Here is an 18,845-nt window from a genome sequence, read left to right on the forward strand (position 1 = left end):
TTGGGGGTTTTAATATGGTAGATGTAATTCTCGGTTTACAATGGGGTGATGAGGGAAAGGGAAAGATAGTTGATTACTTCGCAAAAGATTATGACGTGATAGCCCGTTTCCAGGGCGGCCCTAATGCCGGGCATACTTTGTATGTAGAAGATAAAAAAGTGGTGTTGCACCAGATTCCTTCTGGTGTGTTTCATAAAAAAGCAACTAACTTAATTGGTAATGGAGTAGTGCTTGACCCGGTAACATTAAAAAAGGAATGTGAGATAGTTGCCGGATTTGGTATTGATGTTAAAAAAAACCTTTTCATTTCCGATCGTACACACCTGATACTTCCTACTCATCGTGCATTAGATAAAGCAGCAGAGCTTTCAAAAGGAACACAAAAGATAGGCAGTACTTTAAAAGGGATTGGGCCGGCTTATATGGACAAAACAGGCCGTAACGCATTGCGGGTTGGTGACCTGTTGGATAAAAACTTTACTACATCTTATATCAAACTTCGTCTTAAGCACCAGCGTTTGTTAGACAATTATTCTTTTTCAGAAGATATCAGCGCCTGGGAGGAAGAATTTTTTGAAGCATTGGAATTGTTAAGACAGTTAAATATTGTGAATGGTGAGTATTTCATCAATGACCAGCTGACCAAAGGAAAAAGAGTGTTGGCCGAAGGTGCGCAGGGAAGTATGCTCGATATAGACTTTGGAACATTTCCTTATGTAACATCAAGTAATACGATCACCGCAGGTGTTTGTAATGGATTGGGTGTTGCACCACAAAAGATCAGGGATGTAATGGGTGTAACAAAAGCTTATTGTACAAGGGTAGGCGGTGGACCTTTCCCGACAGAATTAGAAAATGAAATTGGTGAAGAATTGAGAAAGCTTGGCAATGAATTTGGAGCAACAACTGGCCGGCCTCGCCGTTGCGGATGGATCGACCTTGTAGCATTGAAATTTGCCTGCATGATAAATGGTGTTACAAAGATCATTATGACCAAGGCTGATGTACTGGATTCATTTAAAGAGCTTGAAGTTTGTACAGCTTATTCAATTGCTGGTAAAGAAACCGCTGAAGTACCAATGAATATGGGAAAAGTGAAAATTGAGCCGGTGTATAAAAAATTTAAAGGATGGGATATACCCAGCAGTACTGCAAAGACCGCTTCAGACCTGCCGGGCACTATGCACTCATACGTTGATTTTATTAATAAATATCTCGGAGTTAATGTACATTACATCTCCAATGGCCCGGGCCGTGATCAACTGATCCAGGTTAGTAAATAACCAGGATTAAGATAATTACGTGGGCGGTTGTACGTTAATAAAAAAATAGCCAAAAAAAGTATTTTAAAAATTTGGTCAATTAAAAACTTCGCTGAAATTTTACGGAAACAATCTTAATTAGGTTATGTCAAAATCTGTTAAGCCAACTAAATCCGCCGGGAAAACTAATCATGGTGCTGGAAGCAATCATGAAGGCAAAGAAACATCTAAACCCAAAAAGCAAATGGAAGAAGATGATGACGATGATGAATTAGAAAATGAGGAATTAGATGTAAAACCATCGGCAAAGAAAGCAGGCAAAGCTTCGTCTAAAAAAACTGATGAAGATGATGACGATGATGATGCGGAAGATGTAAAAGATGATTGGGAAAAACCCGAAGAAGAAGAGGAATGGGATCCCGACTTCGAGGAATTTGATGTACCTAAATCAAAAGGTAAAAAAGCCGGCGGTAAAGCTGAAGAAGAGGATGATTTTAAAGTAGACGATGAATTCAAAGATCTCTTTGGTGGTGGTGATGATTTTGATGATGACGAAGAACAAGACGATTATTAATTCCCGATAATAAACTGGCTTGCTTGAGTAAACAAACATTTACTATTACAGATTTCAGGCAAACCAAACAAAAAATGCTGAACTGGGTCAACCGGTTCAGCATTTTTTGTTTCCTGGATAATCATAATTACCAGATATCACCTCATTCAGTTGAATGCCTGCTGGCAGCCGGTGCAAAAAGAAGTATAAAATGCAATGCGGGCAATGCGCTGGAACAATTACAGAAATTCATCAATGAAAAACCCGGATGGTTGTTCGGTCATTTGGGTTATGATCTGAAAAATGAAATTGAACAACTCAGTTCAGCAAAGCCGGAGAGTATTGATTTTCCTGATCTGTATTTTTTTGAACCGGAGATCATCATCCGGTTAAATGAAAATGAAATGATGATCGAAGCTGAAGACCCGGATTTTGTTTTTGATTCAATTAGTAACTGTGAGGTCAGTGATGTTTTTTCTCCAGGTATTGTAAAAATAAAAAACAGGTTAAACAAAGAACAGTATTGTGAACTCATTACTCAGCTAAAGCAGCATATACTTCGTGGAGATTGCTATGAAATAAATTTCTGTCAGGAGTTCTATGCAGAAGATGCAATAATAAACCCAATCGATGTTTACAAAAAACTTTCTGAACTTTCTCCCAATCCTTTTTCTGCCTTGTATAAACTAAATGATCAATGGCTACTCTGTGCCAGCCCGGAACGATATTTAAAAAAACAAGGAAATAAAATTTTATCTCAACCGATAAAAGGAACTTCAAAGAGAAATCTTGCTCTGAAAGAAGAGGATGAAAAACAAAAACAAGGATTATACAACAGTGCAAAGGACAGAAGTGAAAATGTAATGGTAGTCGATCTGGTGCGGAACGATTTGGCAAAAGTTTGTGAGGAGGGCACAGTAAAAGTCGATGAGTTATTCGGCATCTATTCTTTTCCGCAAGTGCACCAGATGATAAGTACAGTAAGTGGCGAAGTGAAAAAAGATATTCCATTCAGTGAGATCATTCGATCCACTTTTCCGATGGGAAGTATGACAGGTGCACCGAAAAAGAGAGTGATGGAGCTGATCGAGCAATATGAAAAAACAAAAAGGGGTTTATTCTCCGGAGCCGTTGGTTATATTAGCCCTGAAGGTGATTTTGATTTTAATGTAGTGATAAGAAGTATTCTTTATAATGCGGATAAAAAATATCTTTCTTTTCCGGCAGGCAGCGGTATTACTTTTTATAGCGATCCACAACAAGAGTGGGAGGAATGTGAAATGAAAGCAGAAGCGATGAAAAAAGTATTGATGTGATTGATTTTTGTAAATTACTCAATGTCTCTAAAGTAAAAAATGATAGTAATGAAATATTTATTATTTATAGGTTTGATTTTGTTAGCGAATCAATCATTTGGACAAAAGAAAACAGTAGTTTGTTTAGGCTCGACATTCTTCGAGGATACAGTAGTGATCAGACATCATAAGACGACATTGCTTGATACAATCGTATCGGTAGGCCCAATTTCACATGCATTAATTCCGGTTGAGTTTAAAAGGAGGAAAAGTGATAAAGGGCTTATGGTTTTTATAAATAATACTGGAGCTTTTCTATCATTAGATAGAGTCAGAAGAAATACGCTAATAATAATTAATTACTACAATGATCCTCTAGCAGTCATTACTGAAGGTGTTTCGTTCGAACTTTTTAATCTTAGAAGATTTATGAGAAACAACAAGCTTTAGCTATATAAAATTAGAATCCTTTCTTCGGGTCATTCACAGAATTCATAAGTAGCATAGTGCTTTCATACAGTATCTCCGATTTTTTCGCAGCGAACAGGTCCATCTTATCGATAGGTAATCTCAATTCAAAACTATTTCCTGCTGCAAGAGTTTTATCAAAATCGGGATTGTAGCGGTTAAAGCTTAGTATATCCATTGTTATTTTACTTGTCAATACAACTGAGTTATAGCGGCCGGTAAGTGTTATTGTTTTTGAATTATTTTTTTCTTCAGCAGTTAATTCATTGGGTGATTTAGCTGTATTTAATCTCAACTCACTTGCTTCCTGTTTGGTTACTGTAGTAATGCCACCCTGGCCTTCCATAATATAATGCGTGGCAATAAATTTTTTTACATGATTCTTCGATTCAGTTGGCAAATAGTTTTGTAATAACCAAAAGTCTTTGCTTTTACTTCTGCGGATAGCAGCATCTACATTACCGGGGCCACCATTATATGCTGCAATTACCAATAACCAATCACCATACTGTGAATAAAGTTCGGTTAAATAACTGGCTGCGGCATGTGTGCTTTTAAAATAGTTTGTTCTTTCATCAATGCTATAGTTTACGACGAGGCCCATACGTCTTGCAGTAGCGGGCATAAACTGCCATGGGCCTACAGCACCTGCCCACGAAACAGCATATGATTTCAAATGCGATTCAATTACAGCGAGGTATTTCATTTCTCTCGGTATGCCATGTTGAGATAGTATCACATCCATCATATCAAAATAAGGTTTGCCCCAGCCTTTCATATCATTCAGCTTCTTGCTGTTTTTCTGCATATAATCTTCAACAAAACTGATAGCTCTTGGATTGAGTGTGGTTACATCAAGACCGTCTGAATTTTTATCGCTGATGAATAGATCCTTAAACCCTGCTTTTAAATCATTCATCTGAACAATAACTGCTGAGTCTTTTTTTATGATGGTGTCTTTGGGAACAGATCTATCAACAACACTGCCTTGTGCATTTATAGATTGAATGCTCAGGTGGCTAATAATTAGAAATAAAACTGTCGGGATTAACCGCATGATTGATTGCTTATTTTTCTGAAGCAAGACTGTTCATTGCTGTTTCAGAAAACTGAAGCAAAGATAGTTCATCAAAACTGTTAGCCATCACCTGCAGGCCGAAGGGCATACCATTGCTGTGTTTGTAAAGTGGAATAGAAATAGAAGGAATACCAACAAGATTAGCCATTACTGTGTAGATATCAGCGAGGTACATAGCAATTGGGTCATCCATTTTTTCACCCAGCTTAAATGCTGTAGTAGGTGAGGTAGGCATGATAATGAAATCATAATCTTTAAACACCTGCTCAATTTTTTGTTTCAATAGCTTCCGCACTTTTTGTGCACGGGTAAAATAAGCATCATAATAACCGGCGCTAAGCACAAATGTGCCAAGCATGATCCTGCGTTTTACTTCTTTTCCAAATCCTTCACTTCTTGTTTGTTTATAAAACTCAGTGAGGTCAATATCTTTTTGAGCTGTGCGATGCCCATATTTTACTCCATCAAATCTTGAAAGATTAGAAGATGCTTCAGCTGTTGTAAGTACATAATAAGCAGGAACGATATAATCAAGCAGATCAAATTCAACTGAATTTACTTGGTGTCCATCCTGCCTTAACCTTTCAATCGTATTATTTATTGCCGATGAAATTTCTTTATCAAGACTGGGATGATTCAGGGCTTCATTAAAATAAGCAACCCGAAATTTCTTATCATTGGAAAGCAAAGAAGAATAAGCCGGAACTTCTTTCTGCGAAACTGTACTGTCAAAATCATTTGCCCCGGCAATTACTTCAAGTGTTTTGGAAACATCCGAAATATTTTTTCCGAAAATTCCGATCTGATCAAACGAAGAAGCATAGGCGATCAAACCATATCTTGAAATACGTCCATAAGTAGGTTTCAGACCAACGATGCCACAGAAATCAGCAGGCTGCCTTACTGAGCCGCCTGTATCACTTCCCAATGATAACATACAGAGTCCTGCCTGTACAGCAACTGCACTACCGCCTGATGAGCCACCAGGTACTCTTGATTCATCCGTTGCATTCAATACCGGGCCATATGAAGAATTTTCATTGGTACTGCCCATTGCAAACTCATCGCAGTTGCAATTGCCGATGATGATTGCCTCTTCAGCGATCAATCTTTCCGTTGCAGTAGAAGAATAAATAGAGTTAAAGTTTTTGAGAATATTTGATGAAGCAGATACATGATGATCTTTATAGCAGATCACATCTTTTAGAGCAATCACAACCCCATATAATTTGCCAGTTGGTTGCCCTGCACTTCTTTTTTTATCCAGCTCTTTTGCTTTTTGAATAGCTTCTTCAGCGTACACTTCAATAAATGCATTAAGATGGGATGTACTTTTTATTTTTTCGAGGTAATACTCAACAGCCTGCAAACAGGAGGTAGTTCCTTCTTGCAATTGTGCATGGTATTGCTCAATGGAAGTGTATTCAAACAAAAGCTTCCCTTTTTTGATAGTGGTAAAACAAATACCTGCCGGACTGAGTCGCCCAGGAGGGGTTGAGGAGATTAGTTAGCGGGGTTTTTATTTTCGCTTACGTTTTCTTCAATCTCTTTTTTTACATTATTCTTGGCATCATTGAATTCACGAACACCTTTACCCAATCCTCTCATCAGTTCAGGTATTTTTCTGCCACCGAACATTAATAGAACCACAATCACGATAATGATCATTTCATTGGTTCCGAATGCTAATAATACAGGTTCCATATTGTGTTTATTAAGATTTCAAAGATAAGCACTACTTCTTTATAATAGCTGCGGGAGTTAAGTTAAAAAAAATCCCCCCGGTTTTAGCTGGAGGGAATCAATATCTTGTCTTAAAATATTATTCTGCTGTTTCGTGAGCCTGGCGTTTTTCACGGATCCTTGCACTCTTACCACTACGTTTACGCTGGTAAAATAGTTTAGCACGACGAACATTACCTGACTTGTTCAGTTCAATTGAATCAATATTTGGTGAGAAAAGAGGAAATAATCTCTCTACTCCTACACCATCAGATATTTTACGTACTGTAAAACTTTGTGTTGGCCCTGTGCCCTGGCGTTTGAGAACATCACCTTTGAAACTCTGAATCCTTTCCTTGTTTCCTTCTACGATCTTATAGTTTACAGTGATATTGTCACCAGCTTTAAAAGCAGGAAATTCTTTCTTAGTTGTAAGTTGCTCGTGTACGTATGATATAGCGTTCATAATCTTTGATTTTAACGGGTCGCAAAGATAGGGGGAAAGTGGTTAATTAGGAGTTGGATAATTGGAGAATTTGTAAAAAATCCTGATTAAGCCAATGTCATTATGCTTCAGTAGCTAATATCCTAATACCCAATTACCTCGCTACATTCACAGCCCTCTTTTCCCTGATCACAGTCACTTTTATCTGTCCCGGGAAGGTCATTTCGGTCTGAATTTTCTGGGCTATTTCAAAAGAAAGTCTTTCAGAATCCTGGTCGGTTACCTTATCAGCTTCCACAATCACTCTCAATTCACGTCCGGCCTGGATAGCATAAGCTTTTTCTACTCCGGTATATGCCATTGCCATCGTTTCCAAGTCCCTAATACGCTGAAGGTATTGTTGCATTATCTCCCTGCGGGCACCGGGCCTTGCACCACTTATCGAATCACATGCCTGTACGATTGGTGAGATCACATATTGCATTTCCATTTCATCGTGGTGAGCACCGATTGCATTTACAATAGCTGGAATTTCACCGTATTTTTCAGCAATTTTTGCTCCCAGCAATGCGTGGCTCAATTCACTTTCTTCATCAGGTACTTTACCAATATCATGTAGCAAGCCTGCACGTTTAGCCAGTTTAGGATTCATGCCCAGTTCTGCTGCCATCGTTGCACAAAGATTGGCAACTTCACGGCTATGCATCAACAGGTTTTGCCCGTAAGAAGAACGGAAACGCATTTTGCCAACTATTCTTACCAACTCTTTATGCAATCCATGAATACCTAACTCGATCACTGTTCTTTCACCAATTTCCATTATCTGGTCTTCCAGTTGCTTACGGGTTTTATCCACCACTTCTTCAATTCTTGCAGGGTGAATACGGCCATCGGCTACCAGCCTTTGTAAACTAAGGCGTGCAATTTCACGACGCAATGGATCGAAACATGAAAGAAGAATTGCTTCCGGAGTATCGTCAACAATTAAGTCAACGCCAGTAGCTGCTTCGATAGCACGGATATTACGTCCTTCGCGGCCAATGATCTGTCCTTTTATTTCATCACTTTCAAGATTGAATACTGTGATTGCATTTTCAATTGCCTGCTCAGATGCAGTACGCTGAATGGTTTGAATAATTATTTTACGGGCCTCTTTGTTGGCTTTTTGTTTTGCATCATCAATTATTTCCTGCTGAATTCCGATAGCTTTTGTCTGTGCTTCCTGCTTCAGACTTTCTATTAATTGAGCTTTCGCTTCTTCAGCACTGAGGGCAGCAATTTTTTCAAGACGGCGAATATGTTCTTCCTGGTGTTTCTCCAGTTCGGTTCTTTTAATATTTACCAATTCTATCTGGCGGTTCAGATTTTCCTTGATAGCCTCATTTTCTTTGATATACTTATCAAGGTTAGTTTCTTTCTGGTTGATAGATTGTTCTTTTTGGCGGATGCGGTTCTCGGAGTCATTTATTTTCCGGCTGCGGTCATTCACCTCGCGGTCATGTGCCGATTTCATCTGCACAAATTTTTCCTTAGCCTCCAGTTCTTTTTCTTTCCGGATGTTTTCGGCTCTCAGTTCAGCTTCTCTAAGGATTGTTTGAGACTGGAGTTCTGCTTCTTCTATTTTCTTTCTTGTGTTCTTGGCAAACAGTAGTTTACCCAGTATAATGCCCACGACCAAGGCACCCACACCAATGATGATGTATAAAATATCTGGAGTCATTAATTGTATGTTTTTGTTTGTTCCGAATCATATGATGGCAAGTATTCATCATACAGTTTTAATTGTCTCCGCATTGTGCAGAGGCTCACGAAGATACAAAACCGGAGCATATAAGGAAAAAATGAAGTGAGCCGGGTATAATTTTAGCCGTTCGTAAATCTGGCCGCTTTGCCGGGCATAAATTCGCTAAACTTGCATCTCTAAAACAAGTAACATGAAGAAACTACTGTTTATCCTGATACTGGCCCCGTTGGTGTCATCAGCACAGGACGACAAAGCCAAAGAGTTTAAAATAAAAGGCAAACTGAGCAATCTTAAAATGGAACCTGAATGGGTGTTTTTTTCTTACCGCCAGGGTGATAACTATTTAAATGATAGTGTAAAAGTTTCCAACGGCAAGTATAGCTATACAGGAAAAACCGTAGAACCTCAAACTGCAAGGATCAGGGTGAAATATAAAAGTACCGATCCTGGAAAGCCCGTTGCTGTTAATTATAAAAGAGACATGACTGCTGTGTTCATTGAGCCAGGAACAATAAAAATTGTTTCCGTAGATTCTTTTAGTAATGTAAAGGTGAAAAGCTCAGATGCACATGCTGAGTATGTAAAACTGCAAAAGCAGAATAAACCTTTTGATGATAAACTGGAACCACTGTATAAAAAATATAGTGAGTTTGCAAAAGCAAAAGATAAAGTAGGACAGGATAATACAGAAAAAGAAATTGATGCTATCAGTGCAGACAGGAAAGAAGCAGTTTACGGAGCTTATCTCCGCAACAATGCTTCATCGCCGATAGCAATGTATGCTATGAACCAATATGCAGGCTGGGATATTGATGTAGAGAAAGTAGAACCCGTGTTTAATTCTTTGCCAGAAGCAACCCGGTCACTTCCTTCTGCTGTTGAGTTCAAAGAAAAAATTGAGATAACCAAAAAAACAGGAGTTGGAAGAATAGCAATGGACTTCACACAAAACGACACACTCGGGCAGCCAGTAGCTTTATCATCTTTAAGAGGTAAATATTTATTGATTGATTTCTGGGCAAGTTGGTGCGGCCCTTGCCGTGCAGAAAATCCGAACCTGGTTAAGGCATATGCTAAATTCAGAGAAAAAGGATTTCATATCATCGGTGTTTCTTTGGATAACCCCGGTCAAAAAGAAAAATGGATGAAAGCAATTCATGATGATGGTTTGTATTGGACGCAGGTAAGTGATCTGAAAGGTTGGAAAAACGAAGTTTCAGTTATGTATGGCATACAGGCAATTCCTCAAAATCTTTTATTGGATCCGGAAGGAAAAATTGTTGCCAAAAACATTAGAGGCGAAGAGCTGGATTCTAAACTGGCAGAGTTTGTTGAGAAAAAAGGGTTTTAATTTAATTCATAAGATTTTTAAATCCCTCCGGTATCCGGGGGGATTTTTTTTAACATGCAACGATAGCAGAGATACAATTGTCAACTTATTAACTTCAGGAAATGGATTTTAACCGATTGGTACGGGATTGTTTGAAAGCAATACCATCTGCTCAAAAACAGTTGTATGACTGTTTTGCCGAACAGATGCTGGGGGTTTGTTATCGCTATACCAAATCAGTTGCTGATGCAGAAGATGTGTTGCAGGATGGATTTGTAAAAGTATTTACGCATTTACATAATTATAGGAACGAAGGCGAACTCGGTGCATGGATCCGCAGGATAATGGTGACAACAGCCCTGAATTTTTTAAAGAAACACAGAAACTACCGGCTTGATCTATCATTCAGCAGCGAAGATGCGCTGCACCCGGTAACCGAGAACGATGCAGAAGTAAAAATGTCTGCAAAAGAATTAGCTGAGCTGATACGCCAATTACCAACAGGGTATCAAACAATTTTCAATCTGCATGCAGTGGAAGGCTATACACATGTAGAAATTGGAAAGTTGCTGGGCATCAGCGAAGGCACATCCCGTTCGCAGTACAGCCGTTCAAGAAGTTTGCTGATCGAATGGGTGAACAAAAATGAATTAACAGATAAAAAAGAAACTTATGTCCGCTGATAAATTTGTAAACAAGGTGCAGCAAAAAATGGATGAGGTGCGGTTTTCGCCCAACCCGCAGGTTTGGGTAGAAGTGGAACGCCGTATCCGCGAAAAGAAAAAAAGAAGAGTGATCATTTTTTGGTTTCTTTTCGGCGGGCTGTTGCTGGCCGGCGGAGGATATTTTTTATTTAATCAACCCAATACTAAAAAGGATTCAATTACCATTAACCATAAACCTGTTTCAGCTAAAACCGAAAACACAACTCTAGATACAAACCCTGAAGAAAATAAAAAAGGTAATGACTTTGATGTTAAAAATGAAACTGAAAAATCGAAGCAAGAGGTTGTTTCTGTAGAAAAAGAAAAAACATCTCCAGAAAGTACAGAACAGCCAAAACAGAAAGAGCAAAAAGCACAGATCGCTAAAACAAAACCATCAACGGAAATAAAAAATGACGGGCAAGCCGTAACAAAAACCAACAATGTTCCTGCAACAACCAACGAACCTCAAATCAATAAAGCTGATGATTCGGGCATCATTGAACCTTCGAATGATGTTGTTAAGCAAACAAAGGGAGATGATCAGAAACCAATAGGAGAAAAAAAGGATAAAATAGATACTGTTGTTAAAAACGATCTAGTAGTTGAACAAGTAGCAAATGAATCGAAAAAGAAAAAAGATTCAACCCGTAAAAATAAATGGGAGATTGGTTTGAATGGTGCACTTGGTTCAACAAAACTTACAAAAGGAGAATTACTGGATATTGGAGGGGCTAAAAGTGCGGATCTGTTTTCAGCCCCCAATTCAAGCACTAATAATCCGTCAACTATGTCTACAAGCCATGCTGATTCAATTCCGTTGAAAGGAGGTTATTGGCAGCTTGGAGTATACGCAAAAAGAAAGATTGGAAAGAAAACTTATTTCTCAACCGGGTTAAATATTGCAGCGTATACCACCAAGCAAATGGTGGGTGCATATGTAGATAGCGTAACCGTAATCAATAATGATTTACGTTCGCAAACAACAGATGGGTTTTATAGGGCGGGTCAGTCAACAGTTTATAAGAACCGCTATTATTTTATCCAGGTACCCTTATTAATATTATGGCAGCTTAATAAAGGAGAAAAAATCCCTATTGTATGGGAAAATGGTTTTGTGCCTTCATTTCTTATTGCCAGCGATGCGCTGGTATACGACAAAAGTTCCAAGAAATTTTTTAAGGATAAAAGAATGTACAATGATTTTAATCTTGTGTATCATACAGCTTTAGGAGTAAGCCTTTTCAAGGATAACAAGCATCCATTAAATCTCGGGATTTTTTATAATTCTCACATCAGCATGCTGCAAAAGACCGACCCCCCAAATTATAACTACTTAAACTCCTTCGGAATAAAAATGAACTGGGTAATAAAAAAGTAAGGGCCATGCAACGGTCGGAGAAACTCAATTGTCAACTTTTTAAATACCATTTTATGAGAAAAATAATTTTACTGCCGATCCTGTTTTTAACTGCAGTTATTTTTTATTCATGCCTGAAAGATAAAGTAACGCATACCTATACTTTGATGAGACCGGTATATAAAAGCAAAACGGAAGTGTATGCCAATATTAAAAGCAATGCGCCACAATCTATCGAGTCACCGGGTAAGCTTTACATGTATGGTAATTATATTTTTCTGAATGATATTGATAAAGGCGTGCATATTATTGACAACACAAACCCATCTAATCCTGTCGTCAAAGCATTTATCAATATTCCGGGTAACCTGGATATTGCCGTAAAAGGAAATACATTATATGCGGATTTATTTACCGATATGGTAGTGATAGATATCACCAATCCATTATCAGTACGGTTTGAAAAATTTATTCCTTTTGTTTTTCCATTCAGGACTTATGGATATGGGTTTATTGCAGACAGTAATAATGTAGTAGTTGATTGGATCAAGAAAGATACTTCTGTTGAATATTACACCTATAATAACTGGAATAAAAGAGATGCAATGCTTTTTAGTTCTGCTTCAAGTGTTGCCTTAGGTACAGGTGGAGGTGGTAGTGTTAGTGTGCCGGGCGTAGCTGGCTCAATGGCAAGAATGTCGATTGTAAACAATTACATGTACTGTGTAAACAACTATGAACTTCGCAGCTTTGATATCAACAATGCTCTTAATCCGCATCAGGTTGCTTCAAGCAATGCTGGCTGGCAAATAGAAACCATTTATCCTTTCAGGAATAAATTATTCCTCGGCTCTGCTTCCGGTATGTTTATTTATGACATAACTAACCCGGCCACACCGGTACGTGAAGGACAGTTTCAGCATGCCCGTGCCTGTGACCCGGTGATATCTGATGGTAATTATGCTTATGTAACATTACATGATGGTACAAATTGCCAGGGTTTTAGCAACCAGTTGGATGTTGTGAATATTACTAATCTTTCCGCCCCATCATTATTGCGTACCTATGCATTGACACATCCACATGGATTATCAAAAGATGGCGATCTCTTATTTGTCTGCGATGGAAGAGATGGGTTGAAAATGTATGATGCAAGTTCTCCCGGCAATCTTACTTTGAAAAAACATATACCTGGTATTGAAACCTATGATGCCATTGCATGGAATAATAATCTTGTAGTAGTTGCGAAGGATGGCTTGTATCAATATGACTATAGCAATTCTTCAAACCTAGTTCAGAGAAGTAAAATTTCAGTTGACAGATAAAAATACCTGTATGAAAAAAAATATTATTGCTTTTATGTTTCTTACAGTATGTTGTAGTGTGCAAGCACAAAACAAAGTGGCTTTTTCTACTCAAAACTATGTCGGCCTTTTAGTTGGCAGCAACGGTAGTAACCCGCAGATACAAACGATAAACGGAATTCGTTTTAATAAATGGTTCACAGGTATTGGTACAGGTATCGATTGGTATTACCAGAGAAGCATTCCCGTTTTTCTTTCAGTGGAAAGAGGTTTTCGTGTGGCGCCTAAAAAGAATATTTATTTTTCATCCGGTGCAGGGATCAATTTTCCATGGCGGGATAATGCTTACAATGACTGGAACTGGGGGTCTGTATCAGAAACAAAGAATGGTTTATTCTGGAATGCAGGCTTTGGATATAAGATCAGCGTAAGTAAAACTAATGATGCTATACTTTTGTATTTTGGTTATTCAAATAAAGTTTATAGCGAAGAAATAAAAACTACTTATCCCTGCCTTATAGGGCCCTGCCCGGAAAACATTGAAACATATAAATACAACCTGCAGGCGTTATCAATTAAAGTTGGTTATGGGTTCTGACCGGGTTGGATAAACTTCAGGTTACGTTGCAGGCCTTTATACTTTGTTCTTTTAACCGCCGAACCGGAAAATATTTTTTTGAAACTTTCTTCACTCATCGCTTCCCATTCTTTAGTAGTGAAGTTTAATATTTCAGGTAGAGGTGTAAATTCAATTTCGTTATGTGGTTTTGAAAAACGGTTCCAGGGACAAACATCCTGGCAGATATCACAACCAAACATCCAGTTTTGGAATTTGCCTTTCATTTCACCCGGTATTAATGCATCTTTTAGCTCAATGGTGAAATAGGAAATACATTTACTTCCATCAACAACTCTATCAGGCAGGATTGCATCTGTAGGGCAGGCATCAATACACTTTGTGCAGGTGCCGCAATAATCTTTTGCAAACGGATCATCATATTCCAATTCGATATCTGTGATCAACGTAGCAATAAAATAAAATGAGCCGCTTTGTTTATTGATCAAATTCCCATTTTTACCAACCCAACCCAAACCACTTTTCTGGGCCCATGTTCTTTCAAGTACCGGTGCACTGTCTACAAATCCTCTTCCATTTACTTCACCGATATTTTCCTTCATCAGCCCAATTAGTTCTGTTAATTGCTGGCGAATTACATCATGATAATCTTTGCCAAAAGCATATTTGGAAATTTTTGGGGCGGTTGTGTTCTGTAGTTGTGGTGGAAAATAGTTTTTCAATAATGTGATCACCGATCTAGCACTGGGTACCAGCCGGGATGGATCAACCCTCATTTCAAAATAGTTTTCCATGTAGTGCATACCGCCTTGCATACTTTTACTGAGCCAGTTTTCCAGGCGTTTTGCATCAGCATCCAGTTTTTGAGATTTCGCAATGCCGCAAAAATCAAACCCAAGTCGCCAGGCTTGCTCTTTTATCCACGCCGTATTTTGAGTTTTGTTACCCACAGTCACAAATTAAAAAATAATACCAGCAGATTTTTAATTTTTAATCATTTAGCTTAATTTAAATAATTAACTGCAAACGTTCACTAATACACACCACATGAGAAAACAAGTTTTACTCCTTCCGGGATTATTATTTCTTTTTTCCCCCTTTATCATTGCCCAAAAATCTGAAAAGGGCCCGGTTAAATTCGGAAAAGTTTCTGCTGAGGATTTTAAAAAGGTTTATTCTATTGACAGCAACGCCTATGCAGTCGTTATTGCAGATGTAGGCAATAGTAGTTTTGTTGGTAATAACAGCGGATGGTTCTCTCTTGAATTTGAAAGACAGGTAAGGATCCATATCCTTAATAAAAATGCATATGACGAAGCTAATTTTGAAGTGCCGCTGTATACATCCGGTAGTGCTGAAGAAGAATTGGTGAATGTGAAAGCAACAACCTATAACCTGGAAAATGGTAAGGTGGTTGAAACGAAAATGGATAAAGGATCAGTGTTTAAAGACAAGATTGATAAAAATGTTGCAGTCAAAAAATTTACGTTGCCTAACCTGAAAGAGGGTTGTATCATTGAAGTCGAGTATAAGGTTAAATCTGATTTTTTACGAAATCTTCAGTCATGGACATTCCAGGGTGAGTACCCGGTATTATGGAGCGAATATTCAGTGGGCATCCCTGAATTCTTTTCTTATATCACTCTTACACAAGGCTACCGCACTTTTGATATCAACGAAAGAAAAGAACGCAATGATATTTTTGCAGGAAGCACATCAAGAGGTGGCGCTGCACCGGAACGGTTTTCTTTTAATGCAGTAGTAAATGACTTCCGCTGGGTAATGAAAAATGTAAATGCTTTAAAAAAGGAAGCATACACTTCAACATTAAGGAATCATATTTCAAAAATTGAATTTCAGCTCAATGCCCATATGTCACCGCTGGAACCACGAAGCATTATGGGTACCTGGAAAGAACTAAATGATGAGTTGGAAAGGAATGAGTATTTCGGTCTGCCAATTAGAAATGATCATGGATATCTTGCTGATGAAATACCAATAAAAGCAAAACTGATTAAAGAGGCAAATCTTGAAAAAGCAAAACTCATTTTCGAATACGTACGAGATAATTACACCTGCACAGATCATAATGCCAAATTTCTTTCACAGAATTTGCGCAATCTTTTAAAAACAAAGAACGGGAATGTAGCAGATATAAACTTGTTGTTAGTAGGTATACTGAGGACGGCAGGTTTTACGACCGATCCTGTGTTGTTAGGCTTAAGAAACCGCGGCATGACTTACGCAATGTATCCATTACTTGACAGGTTTAATTTTGTAATTGCCCAATTGGTTGTTGATGGGAAAAAATATTATCTCGACGCATCAGACCCTGTGCTGGGTTTTGGCAGATTAGATCCGCTTTGTTATAACGGGCATGCACGGATAATCAACGGCGAACCAGAGGCCATTGAGCTTAATACCGACATGTTAAATGAAAAAAAACTGAGTTCTGTATTTATCATCAATGAAAATGGAAAATTAAGCGGGGCCGTGCAGCAGATACCCGGCTATGCGGAGTCTTCAGACATACGCAGTACTATCAAAGAAAAAGGTAAGGAATCCGTAAAGGCTGATATAAAAAAGGGATTTAATGCAGAAGTGGATATCCAGAATTTCAGGATCGATTCACTAAATAAAAAAGATGATCCTGTTGGAATATTCTACGATTTCCTTCTTGACGCGGGAACAGAGGATATTATTTACCTGAACCCGATGTTTGGTGAAGGATATAAAAACAATCCTTTTAAATCAGCAGAAAGATATTATCCTGTCGAAATGCCTTATACAATGGATGAAACATATATTTTATCAATGGATGTACCGACTGGCTATACAGTCGACGAAATGCCAAAACCGATGGTATTGAAATTAAATGATGAAGGCGAAGGATTATTTGAATACCGGATCAGTGAATCAGGAGGTACTATTTCATTACGCTGCCGCCTGCAAATAAAGCGTACTGTATTTGCCCCGGAAGAGTATGATCTGCTGCGTGAGTTTTTTAATATGGTGGTTGCAAAACAAACTGAGCAAATTGTATTTAAAAAGAAAAAATAATTCATGATCAAATGTTTTTTGATGTTGATGACCTTTTGTTTTATCACAGGCGCAGCATTTGCCTCTGGCGATGATGATTATTCCGTTTTGGCAATCTCAAAGGATCTGCTGAAAAATGCCAATGTTGTTTACAGGAATTATTCCACAAGGGTGGAAATAGAAAGTCTTGGAAAGATGAGGGTGACCGAAAGATATGCAGTTACCATTCTTAATGAAGCAGGTGAAGATTATGCGCAGTTTGTAGAACATTATGACAAACTTTCTTCCATAAAAAGCATTGATGGAAAATTGTATGATGCCAATGGTAAGAAAATGAGAGAATTGAAAAAGAATGAAATAAAAGATGTAAGCAATATCAGTGATTTCAGCTTATTTGAAGATAACCGTGTGAAGCTGCATAATTTTTATTATAAAGTTTTTCCATATACGGTGGAGTATGAATGCGAAGTTGTGTATGACGGTACTTTATTTATACCGCCTTATTATCCACAGCGGGGTTATGCAGTATCGGTAGAAAAATCAGATTACACAGTTATGCTACCATCATCAGCTACACTGGTATTTAAAAAAGTGAATTTTGAAAAAGAGCCTGTAATAACTCCCGGTGATAAGGATAAGAAAACATATCAATGGAAGACCGAAACGATGCAGGCTATACAAAGAGAGTCTTTCAGTCCTTCTCTTACCCGGATAGTGCCGAATATAAGATTAGCGCTGGCAGAATTTGAATTCGAAGGTTATAAAGGGAGTAATAGTTCATGGAAAGAATTTGGAAAATTTGTTTACGAGTTAAAAAAGAACCGTGATGAATTACCGGATGCAATTAAACAACAGGTAAGAAACCTGGTTGCAGGGCTAAGTTCAAACGAAGAAAAAATAAAAAAACTATACGAATATCTCCAGGCCAATACAAGATATATAAGTGTTCAATTGGGTATTGGTGGTTTGCAGCCATTTGATGCAAAATATGTAGCAGGTAACAGGTATGGTGATTGTAAGGCTTTATCAAACTATATGTATGCTTTGCTGAAAGAGGCTGGCATCTCATCTTTATATACGATCATAAAAGCTGGTGATGATGAGGATGATATCTTCACTGATTTTTCAACGACCCAGTTCAATCATGTTATTCTTTGTGTGCCGAATAATAAAGACACGATGTGGTTGGAGTGTACTGATCAATATAAGTCGGCAGGTTATATGGGTGATTTTACCGGCAATCGTCATGCATTGCTTATCACTGAAGAGGGAGGTGTGCTGGTAAAGACTCCTCAGTATACGATGAATGAAAACCTACAATTAAGAAAAATACAAGCTGTATTAAGTGATGATGCTACTCTTAATTTCAAAGCCAATACGCAATATATGGCCATGCAGCAGGATGATCTGCAGGGAGCTATTAACAGGCTGGCAAAAGATAAATGGAAAGAAAGATTACAGGGTGGATTTGATTTCTCTACTTATAATATCAATTCATTTGATTATAAAGAACAGAAGGGAAAAATTCCGGGAATGAATGAATCGCTGGACATCACAGTATTTAATTATGCTACAATTACAGGTAAAAGATTATTCATTGTTCCCAACATTATGAACAAAACCTATCGTCGTCTTTCAGTTGATTCAACCAGAAAATTTGATATTGATCTTGGTTTTGCATACAAAGATGTTGATAGTATCGAAATTCAACTGCCGGCTGGGTATTCGCAGGAGTCAGTTCCGCAGGATGTTAACATCAGCAGCAAGTTTGCTGCCTACAAAGTATCTGTACAAGCAAAAGAGGGAAAACTATTTTATCATCGCCAAATTGAATACAAGGGCGGCGTTTATCCCGCTTCTGATTATGCTGAGCTGGTAAAATTTTATGAAGCTATCTACAAAGCCGATCGTAATCGTGTGGTGTTAGTTAAAAAAGAGGGTGAGTTAAAAGCATTCTGATAAAC

At 38.1% G+C, this 18,845-nt stretch carries 16 protein-coding genes and 1 pseudogene; 10 read left to right on the forward strand and 7 right to left on the reverse strand.

All coding sequences use genetic code 11. From position 1 onward, the window contains the following. The first annotated feature begins 14 nt into the window (after nt 1-14). Nucleotides 15-1,283, forward strand: a complete 1,269-nt coding sequence (locus E6H07_09775; GenBank protein ID TMI66169.1) for an adenylosuccinate synthase — start codon at nt 15-17, stop codon at nt 1,281-1,283. Nucleotides 1,284-1,511: 228 nt separating this feature from the next. Here E6H07_09775 and E6H07_09780 read toward each other — a convergent pair. Then, nucleotides 1,512-1,706 (reverse strand): annotated as a pseudogene (locus tag E6H07_09780) (hypothetical protein). Between the two features lie 204 nt (nt 1,707-1,910). On the opposite strand from E6H07_09780, the gene E6H07_09785 reads away from it, so the two are divergent. Both E6H07_09785 and E6H07_09790 read left to right on the forward strand, forming a co-directional pair. After that, nucleotides 1,911-3,131: an anthranilate synthase component I family protein gene (locus tag E6H07_09785; GenBank protein ID TMI66516.1), complete on the forward strand. Its 1,221-nt coding sequence runs from the start codon at nt 1,911-1,913 to the stop codon at nt 3,129-3,131. A 48-nt stretch (nt 3,132-3,179) separates the two neighbouring features. Then, the gene (locus tag E6H07_09790) at nt 3,180-3,560 is read left to right on the forward strand and encodes a hypothetical protein (GenBank protein ID TMI66170.1); all 381 of its coding nucleotides are present in this window, start codon (nt 3,180-3,182) and stop codon (nt 3,558-3,560) included. A gap of 10 nt (nt 3,561-3,570) precedes the next feature. On the opposite strand, the gene E6H07_09795 is transcribed toward E6H07_09790, so the two are convergent. From E6H07_09795 to rny, 5 genes are all read right to left on the reverse strand, one after another. Beyond that, nucleotides 3,571-4,635: a lytic transglycosylase domain-containing protein gene (locus tag E6H07_09795; protein ID TMI66171.1), complete on the reverse strand. Its 1,065-nt coding sequence runs from the start codon at nt 4,633-4,635 to the stop codon at nt 3,571-3,573. Nucleotides 4,636-4,645: 10 nt separating this feature from the next. Next, nucleotides 4,646-6,088, reverse strand: coding sequence for an Asp-tRNA(Asn)/Glu-tRNA(Gln) amidotransferase subunit GatA (gatA, locus tag E6H07_09800; protein ID TMI66172.1), 1,443 nt, complete (start codon nt 6,086-6,088; stop codon nt 4,646-4,648). 71 nt (nt 6,089-6,159) lie between these two features. After that, nucleotides 6,160-6,360: a twin-arginine translocase TatA/TatE family subunit gene (locus E6H07_09805; protein ID TMI66173.1), complete on the reverse strand. Its 201-nt coding sequence runs from the start codon at nt 6,358-6,360 to the stop codon at nt 6,160-6,162. 118 nt (nt 6,361-6,478) lie between these two features. Further along, nucleotides 6,479-6,844 carry a 50S ribosomal protein L19 gene (locus E6H07_09810; GenBank protein TMI66174.1) on the reverse strand — a complete coding sequence of 122 codons (366 nt, stop codon included), beginning with the start codon at nt 6,842-6,844 and terminating at the stop codon, nt 6,479-6,481. A gap of 133 nt (nt 6,845-6,977) precedes the next feature. Then, nucleotides 6,978-8,543 carry a ribonuclease Y gene (rny, locus tag E6H07_09815; protein TMI66175.1) on the reverse strand — a complete coding sequence of 522 codons (1,566 nt, stop codon included), beginning with the start codon at nt 8,541-8,543 and terminating at the stop codon, nt 6,978-6,980. A 214-nt stretch (nt 8,544-8,757) separates the two neighbouring features. On the opposite strand from rny, the gene E6H07_09820 reads away from it, so the two are divergent. The 5 genes from E6H07_09820 (at nt 8,758) to E6H07_09840 (ending at nt 13,863) form a co-directional block, all read left to right on the forward strand. Beyond that, nucleotides 8,758-9,918: an AhpC/TSA family protein gene (locus E6H07_09820; GenBank protein TMI66176.1), complete on the forward strand. Its 1,161-nt coding sequence runs from the start codon at nt 8,758-8,760 to the stop codon at nt 9,916-9,918. A gap of 101 nt (nt 9,919-10,019) precedes the next feature. After that, nucleotides 10,020-10,580 (forward strand): sigma-70 family RNA polymerase sigma factor, encoded by a 561-nt coding sequence (locus E6H07_09825; protein TMI66177.1) that lies wholly within the window; start codon nt 10,020-10,022, stop codon nt 10,578-10,580. Continuing rightward, nucleotides 10,570-11,982 (forward strand): hypothetical protein, encoded by a 1,413-nt coding sequence (locus E6H07_09830; GenBank protein ID TMI66178.1) that lies wholly within the window; start codon nt 10,570-10,572, stop codon nt 11,980-11,982. The genes E6H07_09825 and E6H07_09830 overlap by 11 nt, the downstream gene beginning before the upstream one ends. Before the next feature lie 5 nt (nt 11,983-11,987). After that, the gene (locus E6H07_09835) at nt 11,988-13,286 is read left to right on the forward strand and encodes a hypothetical protein (GenBank protein ID TMI66179.1); all 1,299 of its coding nucleotides are present in this window, start codon (nt 11,988-11,990) and stop codon (nt 13,284-13,286) included. Between the two features lie 10 nt (nt 13,287-13,296). Continuing rightward, nucleotides 13,297-13,863 carry a hypothetical protein gene (locus E6H07_09840; GenBank protein TMI66180.1) on the forward strand — a complete coding sequence of 189 codons (567 nt, stop codon included), beginning with the start codon at nt 13,297-13,299 and terminating at the stop codon, nt 13,861-13,863. On the opposite strand, the gene queG is transcribed toward E6H07_09840, so the two are convergent. Continuing rightward, the gene (queG, locus tag E6H07_09845) at nt 13,851-14,792 is read right to left on the reverse strand and encodes a tRNA epoxyqueuosine(34) reductase QueG (GenBank protein ID TMI66181.1); all 942 of its coding nucleotides are present in this window, start codon (nt 14,790-14,792) and stop codon (nt 13,851-13,853) included. The two genes, E6H07_09840 and queG, sit on opposite strands and share 13 nt — an antisense overlap. A gap of 97 nt (nt 14,793-14,889) precedes the next feature. Between queG and E6H07_09850 the strand changes: the two genes are divergently transcribed. Both E6H07_09850 and E6H07_09855 read left to right on the forward strand, forming a co-directional pair. Continuing rightward, on the forward strand, nt 14,890-16,902 hold the full coding sequence (locus E6H07_09850) for a DUF3857 domain-containing protein (protein ID TMI66182.1): 2,013 nt from the start codon (nt 14,890-14,892) through the stop codon (nt 16,900-16,902). Between the two features lie 3 nt (nt 16,903-16,905). After that, nucleotides 16,906-18,840: a DUF3857 domain-containing protein gene (locus E6H07_09855; protein ID TMI66183.1), complete on the forward strand. Its 1,935-nt coding sequence runs from the start codon at nt 16,906-16,908 to the stop codon at nt 18,838-18,840. Nucleotides 18,841-18,845 lie beyond the last annotated feature (5 nt).

The organism is Bacteroidota bacterium, from assembly GCA_005882315.1.
GTDB lineage: Bacteria > Bacteroidota > Bacteroidia > Chitinophagales > Chitinophagaceae > VBAR01.